Source organism: Allobosea sp. FBZP-16, from assembly GCF_002831785.1.
Taxonomy (GTDB): domain Bacteria; phylum Pseudomonadota; class Alphaproteobacteria; order Rhizobiales; family Beijerinckiaceae; genus Allobosea; species Allobosea lupini.
In genome coordinates, this window is sequence record NZ_LNCQ01000023.1 from 154,665 (window position 1) to 167,943 (window position 13,279).

The 13,279-nt window shown below is 67.4% G+C and carries 12 protein-coding genes; 6 read left to right on the forward strand and 6 right to left on the reverse strand.

Features of this window, described 5'->3' with window-relative positions:
• Positions 1-11 precede the first annotated feature (11 nt).
• From CXY91_RS10545 to CXY91_RS10560, 4 genes are all read left to right on the forward strand, one after another.
• Positions 12-1,067 (forward strand): ligase-associated DNA damage response exonuclease, encoded by a 1,056-nt coding sequence (locus CXY91_RS10545; protein WP_100961131.1) that lies wholly within the window; start codon positions 12-14, stop codon positions 1,065-1,067.
• Positions 1,064-2,698, forward strand: a complete 1,635-nt coding sequence (locus CXY91_RS10550; protein ID WP_100961133.1) for a cisplatin damage response ATP-dependent DNA ligase — start codon at positions 1,064-1,066, stop codon at positions 2,696-2,698. The genes CXY91_RS10545 and CXY91_RS10550 overlap by 4 nt, the downstream gene beginning before the upstream one ends.
• Positions 2,699-2,813: 115 nt before the next feature.
• Entirely contained in the window at positions 2,814-3,479 is a 666-nt protein-coding gene (locus CXY91_RS10555) for a response regulator (RefSeq protein ID WP_425285432.1), read from the forward strand.
• 83 nt (positions 3,480-3,562) lie between these two features.
• Positions 3,563-3,835 carry a DUF6460 domain-containing protein gene (locus CXY91_RS10560; RefSeq protein WP_100961135.1) on the forward strand — a complete coding sequence of 91 codons (273 nt, stop codon included), beginning with the start codon at positions 3,563-3,565 and terminating at the stop codon, positions 3,833-3,835.
• A gap of 3 nt (positions 3,836-3,838) precedes the next feature.
• Here the strand turns inward: CXY91_RS10560 and CXY91_RS10565 are convergent, their stop codons facing one another.
• Both CXY91_RS10565 and CXY91_RS10570 read right to left on the reverse strand, forming a co-directional pair.
• On the reverse strand, positions 3,839-4,927 hold the full coding sequence (locus CXY91_RS10565; protein ID WP_100961136.1) for a quinone-dependent dihydroorotate dehydrogenase: 1,089 nt from the start codon (positions 4,925-4,927) through the stop codon (positions 3,839-3,841).
• Positions 4,924-5,265 carry a DUF952 domain-containing protein gene (locus CXY91_RS10570; protein ID WP_091833946.1) on the reverse strand — a complete coding sequence of 114 codons (342 nt, stop codon included), beginning with the start codon at positions 5,263-5,265 and terminating at the stop codon, positions 4,924-4,926. The genes CXY91_RS10565 and CXY91_RS10570 overlap by 4 nt, the downstream gene beginning before the upstream one ends.
• Here CXY91_RS10570 and CXY91_RS30150 point away from each other — a divergent pair.
• A complete protein-coding gene (locus CXY91_RS30150) occupies positions 5,255-5,428 on the forward strand; it encodes a hypothetical protein (RefSeq protein WP_158673359.1) in 174 nt (57 codons plus the stop codon). The two genes, CXY91_RS10570 and CXY91_RS30150, sit on opposite strands and share 11 nt — an antisense overlap.
• 81 nt (positions 5,429-5,509) lie before the next feature.
• Entirely contained in the window at positions 5,510-6,136 is a 627-nt protein-coding gene (locus tag CXY91_RS10575) for a S24 family peptidase (protein WP_091833949.1), read from the forward strand.
• A 163-nt stretch (positions 6,137-6,299) separates the two neighbouring features.
• Here the strand turns inward: CXY91_RS10575 and CXY91_RS10580 are convergent, their stop codons facing one another.
• The 4 genes from CXY91_RS10580 to CXY91_RS10595 form a co-directional block, all read right to left on the reverse strand.
• Positions 6,300-7,754, reverse strand: a complete 1,455-nt coding sequence (locus CXY91_RS10580; protein WP_100961138.1) for a sensor histidine kinase — start codon at positions 7,752-7,754, stop codon at positions 6,300-6,302.
• An 11-nt stretch (positions 7,755-7,765) separates the two neighbouring features.
• Positions 7,766-9,211: a dihydrolipoyl dehydrogenase family protein gene (locus CXY91_RS10585; protein WP_100961141.1), complete on the reverse strand. Its 1,446-nt coding sequence runs from the start codon at positions 9,209-9,211 to the stop codon at positions 7,766-7,768.
• A gap of 248 nt (positions 9,212-9,459) precedes the next feature.
• Entirely contained in the window at positions 9,460-11,811 is a 2,352-nt protein-coding gene (locus tag CXY91_RS10590) for a putative bifunctional diguanylate cyclase/phosphodiesterase (RefSeq protein ID WP_158673360.1), read from the reverse strand.
• Positions 11,812-11,987: 176 nt separating this feature from the next.
• A complete protein-coding gene (locus CXY91_RS10595; RefSeq protein WP_100961143.1) occupies positions 11,988-12,950 on the reverse strand; it encodes an enoyl-CoA hydratase-related protein in 963 nt (320 codons plus the stop codon).
• Positions 12,951-13,279: the final 329 nt, after the last annotated feature.

Sequence of the window (13,279 nt, forward strand, 5' to 3'; positions counted from 1 at the left end):
CTGGCCAGACGATGAAGCCTTCCGATCTGCTGACGCCGACGCCGGCCGGCCTCTATTGCCCGGCGGCCGATATCTACATCGATCCGGTCCGCCCGTTGGCGCGGGCGCTGATCACCCATGGCCATTCCGATCATGCCCGCGCCGGCCATGGCGCGGTCCTGGCGACATCAGAGACGCTGGCGATCATGGCGCTGCGCTATGGCGAGGCTTTCACCGGCTCGCAGCAGGTGGCCGCTCCCGGCGAGACAACCCGCATCGGCGCGGTCGATTTCCGCTTCGTCCCGGCCGGCCATGTCCTCGGCTCCGCCCAGATCGTGGTCGAGCACAAGGGTCTGCGCATCGTCGTCTCCGGCGACTACAAGCGAGAGCGCGACCCGACCTGCGCGCCCTTCGAGCCCGTGCCCTGCGACGTCTTCATCACCGAGGCGACCTTCGGCCTGCCGGTGTTTCGCCACCCGCCAGCCGATGCCGAGGCGGCTAAGCTGCTCGATTCCGTCCGGCTCTTCCCCGATCGCACCCACATCGTCGGCGCCTATTCGCTGGGCAAGGCGCAGCGCCTGATGGCGCTGATCCGCGAGGCCGGCTATGAGCGGCCGATCTTCATCCATGGCGCGGTCGAGAAGATCACCGAGTTCTACCAGGCGCAGGGCATCCCGCTCGGCGAAATCCGCAAGGTCGAGCCGAGCGGGCGCAAGGCCGAGGGACGCAAGGCGTTCGCCGGCGAGATCGTCATCTGCCCGCCGAGCGCGATCCAGGACCTCTGGTCGCGCCGCTTCCCCGATCCGGTCACTGCCTTCGCCTCGGGCTGGATGCGGGTCAGGGCACGAGCGCGCCAGAAGGGCGTCGAGCTGCCGCTGATCATCTCCGACCATGCCGATTGGGACGACCTTCAGGCGACGATCCGCGAGGTCCAGGCGAACGAGATCTGGATCACCCATGGCGAGGCCGAGGCGCTGGCGCATTGGTGCGGCACGGTCGGCCTCAAGGGCATGCCGCTCCATCTCGTCGGATATGGCGACGAGGGCGAGGCCGAACCCGAGGCCAAGCCTGCGGAGGCGTCCGCATGAACCGCTTCGCCTGGCTGCTCGACCGCCTCGCCTATGAGCCGCGCCGCAACGGCAAGCTCGCGTTGATCGCCGATTACCTGCGCACCACGCCCGACCCCGATCGCGGCTATGCCCTGGCGGCGATGACTGGCGGGCTGGTCTTCCAGAACGCCAAGCCCGGCCTGATCCGCGCCTTGATCGCCGAGCGCGTCGACCCTGTCCTGTTCGCCCTGTCCTATGACTATGTCGGCGACCTCTCCGAAACGGTCGCATTGATGTGGCCGGCCCGGCATGGTGCGAACGACGTGCCGCATTTGCCCGACGTCGTCGCCGGCCTGCGCAGCTCCGGCAAGACCGAGCTGCCGCGCCTGATCGCCTCCTGGCTCGACGCGCTTGACGAGACCGGCCGCTGGGCCCTGCTCAAGCTGATCACCGGATCGCTCCGCATCGGCGTCTCCGCCCGTCTCGCCAAGACCGCCGCCGCGAGCCTCGGCGGCATACCAGCCGACGAGGTCGAGCAGGTCTGGCATGGGCTGGAGCCGCCTTACACCGCGCTCTTCGCCTGGCTGGAGGGCGCGGGCGCACGGCCGGAGGCGACCGATCCGGCGCCGTTCCGCCCGGTCATGCTCTCGCATGCGATCGAGGACGGCGATTTCGGCAAGCTGAACGCCGACGAATTCGCCGCCGAATGGAAATGGGACGGCATCCGTGTCCAGGCCGTCGCCGGCACGCGCCCCGATGGCAGCCGCGTCGTGCGCCTCTATTCCCGCACCGGCGAGGAGATCGGCGGCGCCTTTCCGGATCTCACCGAGGCGCTGACCGAGGACGGCGCGATCGACGGCGAATTGCTGGTGATGCGCGACGGCGTCGTCCAGAGCTTCAACACCTTGCAGCAACGGCTCAACCGCAAGCAGGTGACGCCGAAGATGCTGGCCGAATTCCCGGCCCATATCCGCGCCTACGATCTCCTGGCCGAAGCCGACGATGATCTGCGTGCCCTTCCCTACACGGAGCGGCGGACCCGGCTCGAGGCCTTTCTCGGCAGGCTCGACAACGCCCGCTTCGACCTCTCGCCGCGCATTACCTTCGCAAGCTGGGAGGAACTGACCGAGGCGCGTGCCGATCCGGCTTCCGCCGGGGCGGGCGCAGATGCCGAGGCGGTCGAGGGCTGCATGCTGAAGCGGCTCGATTCGCCTTATTTGCCGGGCCGCCCCAAGGGCTACTGGTACAAATGGAAACGCGATGCCCGGCTGGTCGATTGCGTGCTGATGTATGCCCAGCGTGGCCACGGCAAACGCTCCTCCTTCTATTCCGACTACACCTTTGGCGTCTGGCGGGTTGGGGAGGCGGGAGCGGATGAACTCGTTCCGGTGGGAAAAGCCTATTTCGGATTCACCGACGAGGAACTGATCGAGATCGACCGCTATGTCCGCAAGAACACTCTGAACCGCTTCGGCCCGGTGCGCGAGGTCACGCATACGCTCGCAAGCGGTCTCGTCTTCGAGGTGGCGTTCGAGGGGCTGCAGCGCTCGACGCGGCACAAATCCGGCGTCGCCATGCGCTTTCCCCGCATCAACCGAATCCGCTGGGACAAGCCGCCGGGCGAGGCCGACCGGATCGAGACATTGGAGGCGCTGCTCCCCGCCAATTAGCGATCCGCTGTGTCTCCCTGCGATTGGAGCATTGACAGGGTAAGATGGGGGGCGCTTGAACGTGCAAGGGGGAATCGCGCGGCATCTTGCCGGGCTTCGGCGCGCGGAGGGCATGATGACACGGATCGTGATCGCGGACGATCATCCGCTCTTCCGCGGCGCCCTGCGGCAGGCGGTCTCGCATGCGCTGGCCGGCTCCGAGGTCAGCGAGGTCGGCTCGCTGGAGGCGCTCGGCCAGGCGCTCGCCGAAGCCTCGGACATCGACCTCATCCTGCTCGATCTCTCCATGCCGGGCGTGCAGGGCTTTTCCGGCCTGCTCTTCCTGCGCGCCTCCTATCCCGAGATCCCGGTCATCGTCGTCTCGGCCAATGACGATCCCGCCGTGATCCGCCGCTGCATCGAGTTCGGCGCGCTCGGCTTCCTGCCCAAGACCGCCGAGGTCGCGCAGATGGGGGAGGCGATCCAGGCCGTGCTCGACGGCGGCGTCTGGACCCCGCCCGGCGTCGATCTCTCCGCCCCTGTCGACCATGAGACCGCCGACATGGTCCGTCGCCTCGCGACGCTGACGCCGCAGCAGGTGCGCGTGCTGATGATGCTGTCGGAAGGGCTGCTCAACAAGCAGATCGCCTATGAGCTCGGCGTCTCCGAGGCGACGGTCAAGGCGCATGTCTCGGCGATCCTGACCAAGCTCAACGTCGACAGCCGCACCCAGGCCGTGATCGCCGCCGCCAAGATCGCCGGCGCCGGCTGGGCGGCGCAGGGTGCTTCGGCGACGAGCTGAGACGCCGCGGTTGACGGCGGCGTTCAGGCCCGGTTCAAGCGGGGTCTGATTTGTCTCTCGCGGTCGATCCGAAGGGGATTCCCATGGCCAATGGCGGTGGCACCGAGCGTTTCCTGGGCGGTTCCGTCCTCAGCGTCCTCGTGCGCCTGTTCTTCATCTCGCTACTGGTCGGCGCGGCGATGGCCTTCCTCGGCCTGTCACCGCGCGGCCTGTTCGACTCGGCGCTGCGCTTCGTCCGCTCGCTCACCGATATGGGCTTCGACGCGGTCCGCGAGGTCGGCGGCTGGGCGCTCGCCGGTGCGCTCGTCGTCGTGCCGCTCTGGCTGATCAGCCGACTGTTCGCCTCGAAGCGCTAGCCCCTACAGCCCATCGCCCCGCGCGATCGCTTCCGCGTCGCGCCCGATCAGCGCGTCTAGGCGCGGCAGCCCGGCCTTGCGCACTTGCATGTCGAGCCCGCGCTTGACCTCGCCGACCAGGCCCGGGCCCTTGAACACCATCGCCGAATAGAACTGCACTAGGCTCGCCCCGGCCCGGATCTTGGCGAAGGCCGTCTGCGCGGAGTCGATGCCGCCGACGCCGATCAGCGGGAATTGCCGCTCCACGCGCAGGAAGGTCTCGGCGAGGATGCGCGTCGAGGCTACAAAGAGCGGCTTGCCCGAGAGGCCGCCGGTCTCGGCCTTGTTGCCGCTGCGCAGGCTGTCCGGCCGCGCGATCGTCGTGTTCGAGACGATCATGCCGTCGACCTTGCGGCGGCGGGCGACCGCGACCATGCCGTCGAGCTCGGGCAGGGAGAGGTCGGGCGCGATCTTGATCAGCACGGGCGTCGGCTTGCCCCCGGCGGCGGCCTCGTCGCGGGCGGCGAGGGTGCGCGCGATCAGGTCGTCGAGCGCGTCCTCGGCCTGGAGGTCGCGCAGCCCAGGCGTGTTCGGCGAAGAGACGTTGACGGTGAGGAAATCGGCGAGCGGGGCGAGCCGGCCGGCCAGCACCGCGTAGTCGGCGCTGCGATCAACCGAGTCCTTGTTGGCACCGAGGTTGACGGCGACGATGCCGCTCTTCTTGCGGCGGGCTTGAAGCCTTGCCGCGACCGCCTCCATGCCGTCGCTGTTGAGGCCGTAGCGGTTGATCACGGCCTCGTCCTCCGGCAAGCGGAAGACGCGCGGGCGTGGATTGCCCGGCTGCGGCAGCGGCGTCACCCCGCCGACCTCGACGAAGCCGAAGCCGAGGCCCAGCGCGCCGTCGACAGCTTCGGCATGCTTGTCGAAGCCGGCAGCGAGACCGACCGGATTGGCAAAGCGTAGTCCGAAGGCCTCGACCGCCAGCGACGGCGGATCGGCCGCCGGCCGCAGCGGAGGCGCGGCCGACAGTGCCGCGATCGTCAGCCGGTGAGCCTGCTCCGCGTCGAGCTTGTGGATCAGCGGCCGCGCCAGGCCGAACAGCGCTCCGATCACGCGACATCCTCCGGAAACACATGGCCGGCTTCGCCCAACGGCAGCGGCGCGATCCAGCGCGCCTGCTTGGGGGCGAGCGTGGCGTAGAGATGCGGGAACAGCGCCCCGCCTCGCGATGGCTCGTAGCGCAGGGCCGCGCCGAGCACGGCATCGTCGATGGCGATCAGCAGCAGCCCGTCCTGGCCGGCGAAATGCCTGGCAGCGGTTTCGCGGGCCTGCGCGCCGGTCGAGAAATGGATGAAGCCGTCGGCGAGGTCGACCGGCGCTCCTTGGAAAAGGCCTACGGCCTCGGCTTCGCGCCAGAGCGCCTCGGGACAGATCTTGTAGATGAGCGGCATGTTGCGGACATATCGCCTGACGGCCGTCGGCAAAAGGGGAAAGCGTGTCGCGCCGGACCGGTTCGCCGTTTTCTTTGCCGGGTGCCGGCCCGCGCCCGTCGGCGCGCTGTCTGAAATTGAAAAAGCGGCATGCCGAGCCAATCAGAGCGATAAATCAGATTGAATTCTTATAGGATAGGGGATATTTCCTATTTCAATCCCCGCTTTGCGCCGCCGGCACCATCAGGAACGAGGCCTCCCCGCGATGCTGTCCCATGACCAGATCTGGAGTGCGATCGACACGCTCGCCCAGCGTTATGGCCTGACGCCGTCGGGCCTCGCTCGCAAGGCCGGGCTCGACGCCACCACCTTCAACCGCTCGAAGCGGCTTAGTGCTGACGGGCGCGAGCGCTGGCCTTCGACCGAATCGATCGCCAAGATTCTCTCCGCCACCGGCGCCTCGTTCGATGAGTTCATGAATGTGCTGCGCCGCGGCATGCCGCCGGCCCATACGATTCCGCTGATCGGCTTCGCCCAGGCCGGCTCCGGCGGCTTCTTCGACGATGGCGGCTTTCCGGTCGGCTCCGGTTGGGACGAGGTCGCCTTTCCCGGCCTGCAGGACGAGAAGGCCTATGCGCTCGAGATCGCCGGCGATTCGATGCTGCCGCTCTATCGCGACGGCGACACCATCATCGTCTCGCCCGGCGCTGCGATCCGCCGCGGCGACCGGGTCGTGGTCAAGACCGTCGAAGGCGAGGTGCTGGCCAAGCAGCTCAGGCGCCAGACCGCCAAGACGGTCGAGCTCGCCTCGCTCAATCCCGAGCATGCAGATCGCGTGCTCGCGCTCGCCGAGATCGCCTTCATGGCGCGGGTGATCTGGGCGAGCCAGTAGGCGCAGCCGAGGGCGCTTCCTCACCGAAAAGGCGCGGGTCGTCCCGGGCGTAGCGAAGCGAAGACTCAGGGACCTATTCCGGAACCTCTTTCGGATAGGCTCCGGAATGGATCCTGGATCGGCGCTTCGCCGCTCGTCCGGGATGATCGGAGAGGGTTGAAAATCAGGCAGCTATGCGCTGCGCCGGCAGTGACACCGTGAACACCGCGCCGACCTCGGACGGCTCCAGCGCGATCATGCCGCCATGCAGCCGCACCAGCTCGGCGGCGATGGCGAGGCCGAGCCCGGTGCCGCCAGGATTGACCGAGCCACGGAAGGCCTGGAACAGGTTCTCGCGCGCCCGCGGCGGCACGCCGGGCCCGTTGTCGGCGATGCGCAGGACGATCTCTTCATGACGCCGGCCGGCGCTGATCCGGAGCATCGGGCTGCGCTCGCCGGCTTCCATGATGCTGTCGAGCGCCTGGATCGCATTGCGCATCAGGTTGGAGAGCACCCGTGCCATCTGGTCGGGATCACAGGGGGCGACCACCTCGGCCGGAACCTCGTTGACGAAGCCGATCGCGCCGTTCTCGCCGAGGCCGAGCAACTCGGCCTGTTCGGCGACGAGCTGTCGCAGCGCCACATCGCGCAGTGCCGGCGTCGCCTCGGTGGCCCGGCCATAGGCGAGCGTCGCCTGGCAGAAATCGATGGCGCGCCCGAGCGTCGCGATCAGCCGTGGTGCGAAGCGCCGGATCTTCGGGTCGCGCGTCTCGGTCAGCCGGTCCGACATCAATTGCGCCGCGGCCAGCATGTTGCGCAGGTCGTGGTTGATCTTGCTGACGGCCAAGCCGAGCTCGGCGAGATGCTTCTTGGCTCTGAGGTCGTCGGCGAGCGTCGCCTGCATGCGTGCCAGCGCCCGCTGCGCCTCGCCGATCTCGTCGGCGCGTTCAGTCGGTTCGATGATACGGCGCGGATTCTCCGGGTCGTGCTCGAACTCCATCACATTTGCGGCGAGATGCCGGATCGGCTGCACGATCAGCCAGTTCAGCGAGAGATAGACCAGCCCGGCGGTCAGGATCGAGATGATCAGCGTGACCAGCGTCAGGTTGACCGAGAATTTCAGCATGGCCCGGTGCAGCGGCCGCTCGTCGATGACGATCTCGACGAAGTCGGCGGCGCCGACCGCCTGTCCCACCACCCGGATCGGCATCTCATGCGAGGGGCTGACCAGCGTCGCCACCGATTCGACGATCGACTGCATCCAGCTCTGGTCGCGCAGGTCGACGGTCCTGGCGACTTCGTGCGGCATCGAATCGAGGCTGAGCAGCCGGCGCGCCCCGCCGACGCGTGCCGCGATGGCGGAGGCGCCGACGCCGGCCAGCAGCCGCTCTTCGCTGCCCTCGGGCAGGCCCTCCGCGGGGGCGTTTTCGAGCACCAGCACGGCGATCTGCGCCGCTGCGAGCCGATCGTTCAGCCAGTTGCGCCGGAAGTTCGCGACCGAAGGCAGGTAGATCAGCACCTCGGCCAACATCACGAACAGGATGGTGAGCACGAGCAGCTTGGCCGAGAGGCCGAGCTGCGTCGGCCCGCGCGCTACGCTGATCGACAGGGTGTTGGGATCGAACCGTCTTACTGACATCAACAGCCAGTCTATCCGAAACGGCTGAGGAAGCCGATGAGGCGGCGGATGCCCGGTTTTGCCGCGAGCGGCGCCTGGAAGGAGAGCGCCGCTTTCTGCGACAGCTCCGACAGGCTTTGAGATGGCACTATCAATCCGGCCATCTCCTTGACGTTCATCCGCTTCTGGATGGCGAGCCCCCAGGGCACGATCAATTCGGACGCCTGCGCCCCGGCGATGACGACGCCGAGAATACCGCCCTTGCGGTCGGTCATCAGCTTGACCAGCCCTTCCGTTTGTCGCTCGGCCTGGGCGCGTCCGCTCTCGGCATAGGGGAAGCGCAGCACCCGGATTTCGCCCAGCGCGCGCGCCTGCGCCTCGCTCAGGCCAATGCATGCCAGTTCGGGCCGGCCATGGACCGTGCGGGGGACCCATTCACGCCTGAAGCGGGTCGGCTGGCGGAACAGGGCGTTGCGGAGCACGAGGCCGGCCTGATGCTGCGCGGCATGGCTGGACGTCGTTCCGGCGGCCGCGCCCCCGGCGCAATCGCCGACGGCGTAGATGTTGCGATTGGCGGTCCTCAGCGAGGCATCGACGATGATGCCGGTCTCGTCGCTGCGGACGCCGGCGAGGTCGAGTTCCAGGCCTGCGATATTGGGTTTGCGCCCATTCGCGACGAACAGATGTGTGCCGTCGATCCTGATCTCGCCGTCGAGAACGAGGCGAGGGCGCTGGCGATGGCTCTCGGCCCGCAGGATCGGCCGGCCTTCGTGCAAGGCGATGCCGTCGCTGAGCAAGGCCCGACGGAGCACCCCGACCGCTTCGGGGTCCTCGTCCAGCAGGAGCCCGTCCCGGGCGATCAGGGCGACCTCGCTGCCGAGCGCGCGCATCGCTTGCGCCAGCTCGACCGCAGCCGCCGTGCCGCCGAGCACGATCAGCCGCTCGGGGCGCTTGACCAACTCGAAGATGCTGTCCTCGGTGACGACGGGCAGCTCGGCCAGGCCGGGAATATCGGGCAGCGCCGGTAGCGATCCCGTTGCGACGACGAAGCGGCGCGCCTTGACCACGCTCTCGCCCACGGCGATCTGGCGGCGATTCTGGAAGTGCGCCTCGCCCTTGATCACGAGGACACCGAGCGCTGCGAGGCGCTCATCCGAGTCGTTGGCGGCCAGTTTCGCCGACACCTGGTCGAGATGGGCGCGCACGCGCCCGTAATCGATCTCGCTGGTCCCCGCTGCGATGCCGAAGGCCTGGGCATCAGCAATGGCCCGCGCGTGCTGGGCCACGGCCCGCAGGGCCTGGCCGCGTGCACCCTGGCTGAAGGACGGCGCGCTGCCGCTCTGCCGGACCAGCACCGTCCGGACGCCGAACAGCGCGGCCGCGGTCGCGACTGCGAGCCCGCCGGGTGTATCGCCGATGACGCAGATGTCCGGCGTCAGCGGCTCCTTGCTGGCTGCAGGGCTGGCGGTTTGGCTCACGCCGCATCTCCCGGTCGCTAGAGCCGGATGATTTCAGTTGGAATCGCAAGGCGATGCCAACTGAAATCTGAATCCGTCTCTCCTCAAAGGGTTAGAGCAGGATCAATGCGAAAAACCGGTTCCCACTTTTTCGCATCCTGCTCTAGCTTGCTCGTGCAGATGCGTTGCCGTTGCGGCGGAATCAAGCTCGCTGCTGCGATAACCGGGTGGAAGCAGTCAATTCGGGCGGGACGATGGTCCAGCCGCCCTCAGGCGATCTTGCGCGGCTCGTCGCCCTTGCTGAATTCCGATACCGGCTGCGGCCGGCCGAACAGATAGCCCTGGGCGCGCTGGGCGCCGAGCAGTTGCACCGCCATGCGCTGTGCCTCGGTCTCGATCCCCTCGACGACGACGTTCATCGACAGGCGCCGGGCAAGCTGGCAGACCGCCTCGATCACCGCCTTGGAAGCCTCGTCGCTGTTGACGTCGCGGCTGAAGCTTTGGTCGATCTTGACCTGCGAGAACGGGTAGGTCGAGAGATAGGCGAGGGAGGAATAGCCCGTCCCGAAATCGTCGAGCGCGAACTTCACGCCGATCGCGCGCAACTCGTTGATGACGTCGAGCGTCGTCTTGTTGTCCTCGATGAGCAGCGATTCCGTCACTTCGAGCGTCAGGCGGCCCGGCGCGAGATGGGCGAGCAGCAGCGCATTCTTGACGGTCTCGACGATCCGGCCCGGCTCGCGGAACTGCAGCGGCGAGATGTTGACGGAGACGCCGATGCCGCCCGGCCATTTCGCTGCGTCGCGGCAGGCCTGGCGGATGGCCCAGTCGCCCATGCCGGCGATCAGGCCGGATTGCTCGGCGATTGGGATGAAGACGCCTGGCGGGACCATGCCGCGGGTCGGGTGCCGCCAGCGCATCAGCGCCTCGCGCGTCACGATCTCCTGCGTGCGCAGGTCGATGATCGGCTGATAGTAGAGCTCCAGCGCGCCTTCGGTGGTCGCCTGACGCAGGTCGACCTCGATCTCGTGGCGTTCGAGCATCTCCTCGGCCATCGCCGGGTCGAAGAAGGTCGCAGTGTTGCGACCGGCCGCCTTGGCCTTGTAGAGCGCGGTGTCGGCATGGCGCAGCAGGTCGGCCGGGATCGCGCCGTCCACTGGGGCGAGCGCGATGCCGATGCTGGCCGTGACGTAGACGGTCTTGGTGTCGAGCTCGAAGGCGCGGTCCATTGCCTCGATCATACGCTGCGCGATCATCCTGACCGTCGCGACATCGGTCGCCGGCAGGATCAGGACGAACTCGTCGCCGCCGAAGCGGGCGAGCAGGTCGTTGTGGCGGATCGCGCTCTTCAGCCGCGCCGCCGTCTGGACCAGCACCCGGTCCCCGATGTCGTGGCCGAGATTGTCGTTGACCTGCTTGAAACCGTCGAGGTCGATATAGAGCAGCGCGAAGGTCTCGCCGGTCCGCTCCTGCCGGCGGAAAGCCTCGGCGAGCTGTGTATTGAACTCGAAGCGGTTGGCGAGCCCGGTCAGCTCGTCGAAGCGCGCCATCTGCTCGATCCGCGCTTCGGTCGCCTTCCGCTCGGTGGCGTCTTCGGTCAGCATCAGCACGCCGCCCTCGGCCGCGGGCGCGATGGTGACGACGAGCATGCGGCCGTTACGCGACTGCAATTCGTAGATGGCCGCCTGCTGCGTCGCCTGGACACCGTCGAGGGCCGCCTTGATGTCGCGGACCTGCTCTGGCGTCATCACTTGCCGCTCGACCAGGAAGCGCGCGATCGCGCTGATCGGCGTGCCCGGCAAGGCGAGTGTCTCGGGAATGCCGTAAAGGGCTGCATGTGGCGCGTTCGAGACCGCAAGGTCGAGCTTGCGGTCGAACATCGCCAGGCCGTGGATCATCGTGTTGAGCGCGGCGTCGAGCGTCAGGTTCTGCGAGCGCAGTGCTGTCGCCAGCGCCTTGGATTGCTTGGTCGCGTCGCTCAGCGCAAGCAGGTTGCGGTGCAGCGAGTTGGTGATCGCGATATTGGCGACGACATACAGGAAGGCGAAATAGCCGATGTACTGGTAGTAGGGATTGTGCGCCTGGATCAGGCCGACCGCCATCGGCACGCAGAAGGTCAGCAACTGGACGGCGACGAATTTCGGCCGCCCGGCATTGCGCGCGACATAGCCGGAGGCAAGCGCGATCGTCGACGATACCGAGGTGATGTGGGCGGCAGGATCGTCGGTCCAGGCCAGCGCGGCATAGCAGCTGAAGCCGAGCACGGCGCTGAATACGGTCGCGCCGAAGAAATACTCCCGGTCCCAGCGCGTGGTCTGGGCGAGCGTGTCCTCGGCATGGTCGAGGCGGCGATAGCGGACCACGGTGATGATCCGCATGACGACGACCAGCGCGACGCAGATCGTCAACGCCATGAACAGCTCGGCACCGGTCGAGATCCAGCACAGGAAAGGCGTGAGAATGCCGGCGATCCCGCCCGGGATGATCGAGCCCGGCGAGGAGAACAGCGAGGAGACCAGCAGGCGATAATCGGCGAGATCGACCGCGCTCCGGCCGTCGTGTCCGGCCGGCTGCTCTGCGATCGCTCTATCGGCGCTGGCGCTATGCAACCGGTTCGCCACTCCCGCCATCCACTCCTGCCTTGTGACGGTCACTGGAGAGGCGGGTGAACGACCCCTTCCTTTGCCGCATCATCTAACGGCTTTAAGAGGGAAAGGTAAAAGTTTCATGAGGGTTACGCGGCGGAGTCGCGCGATCGGCGCGAACGCCGACCGCACCGGGGCTTTCCGCTGTCCGCTCAGGCGGCGCCGACGTTGGCGAGTGCTTCCTCCGGGCCGCGCTGATAGACGCGGGCCAGCATGCGGTCCTGCGTCTGGGCGATGCGCTGCAGCTTGGAGATCGCGCTCGGGTGCAGGCGCAGCATGCAGTCGGTCCAGAGCTGGCCGAGATATTCGAGCTCTTCGCGCAGATTGCCGGCACGGCGATTGAAGGCCGAGAACAGCGCGGTGCGGGCTGCGTGGATCGGCAGCGAGTCGGAGGCGTATTTGCGGATCCAGTCCTCGCCCGTGCCGGTCGGCACCACCGCCTCCAGCCCGCCCGCCGCCAGGAACTCGGCCGCGCTCATCTCCTCGCCCGATTGCAGCATGTGCTCGGCGGCGCGCGGGCCCATCCGGCGCGACAGCACGCCGACGGCGGTGATCGGGAAATGGTTGAACTTGATCTCGGGGTAGACGAACGAGGCCTGCTCCTCGGCGATCATGACGTTGCATGAGCGCGGTGCGTCGATGCCGCCGCCGATCGCCTTGGCATGGATCGTCGACAGGGTCACGGCCATGCCGTTGAGGCCGCTGGCATTGCGCAGCGCGCCTTCGACCGAGAGCCGGGCATATTCCGCAAGCGCCGGGCGGTCGTTCTTGGCGAGGCAGTCGAGATAGAAGTCGAGATCGCCGCCGAGGGTGAAGAACGGCCCGGTACCGCGGAAGGCGAGGAAGCGCACCGGCGCGCTATGATACTGCTCGGGCGCGCCCCAGAGGTCGATGATCGCCTGCTGCACCTTGCCGAGGCTTTCGAGCAGCTGCAGCGTGAAGACCGGCTTCAGCTCCGGCTTGATCGTGACCCAGAGCAGGCGCAGCTCCTGCTCATAGGCGAGCTGGACCTCCGGCAGGAATCCGGCGTGACGGCGGATCGTCTCGATCACCTCTCCGTCGGCGATCTCGGCAGCAGCCTGGCCGCCCACCGTCGGTGCATAGCTCTGAAACATCGTGTCGTCTCCGCCTAGTCCCGCACCCCTCGACGCCGCCGAGGGTAGAGAAAGTTAATAATCTGTAAACGCAAACTGCCGGAAATGGTTAATTTCGTTAGGCTTTGTTCGTTAATGCCAAAGTCGGCTCACAGTCTGGAAGCACATCCATCGGTTGTTCTGCCGTCGCCGCTATCGCTGCCGTCGATGCACGCAATGGGCGTGCCAGCATAACACCCGTCGGTCAGGGTTGCCGAGATAATAAAAATTTTACCAATCGCAGCAGGGCCTTGCGGCCTCTCTCGGCCGGAGCGGCGCAGCTTTCCGATCGGGTGGGCCGATGCGGCTGC

What these genes read in the sequence shown, in the direction of transcription:
- CXY91_RS10545 (WP_100961131.1), top strand. Translation starts at nt 12, where the DNA reads ATGAAGCCTTCCGATCTGCTGACGCCGACGCCGGCCGGCCTCTATTGC.
- CXY91_RS10550 (WP_100961133.1), top strand. Translation starts at nt 1,064, where the DNA reads ATGAACCGCTTCGCCTGGCTGCTCGACCGCCTCGCCTATGAGCCGCGC.
- CXY91_RS10555 (WP_425285432.1), top strand. Translation starts at nt 2,814, where the DNA reads ATGACACGGATCGTGATCGCGGACGATCATCCGCTCTTCCGCGGCGCC.
- CXY91_RS10560 (WP_100961135.1), top strand. Translation starts at nt 3,563, where the DNA reads ATGGCCAATGGCGGTGGCACCGAGCGTTTCCTGGGCGGTTCCGTCCTC.
- CXY91_RS30150 (WP_158673359.1), top strand. Translation starts at nt 5,255, where the DNA reads ATGAGCGGCATGTTGCGGACATATCGCCTGACGGCCGTCGGCAAAAGG.
- CXY91_RS10570 (WP_091833946.1), bottom strand. Translation starts at nt 5,265, where the DNA reads ATGCCGCTCATCTACAAGATCTGTCCCGAGGCGCTCTGGCGCGAAGCC.
- CXY91_RS10575 (WP_091833949.1), top strand. Translation starts at nt 5,510, where the DNA reads ATGCTGTCCCATGACCAGATCTGGAGTGCGATCGACACGCTCGCCCAG.
- CXY91_RS10580 (WP_100961138.1), bottom strand. Translation starts at nt 7,754, where the DNA reads ATGTCAGTAAGACGGTTCGATCCCAACACCCTGTCGATCAGCGTAGCG.
- CXY91_RS10595 (WP_100961143.1), bottom strand. Translation starts at nt 12,950, where the DNA reads ATGTTTCAGAGCTATGCACCGACGGTGGGCGGCCAGGCTGCTGCCGAG.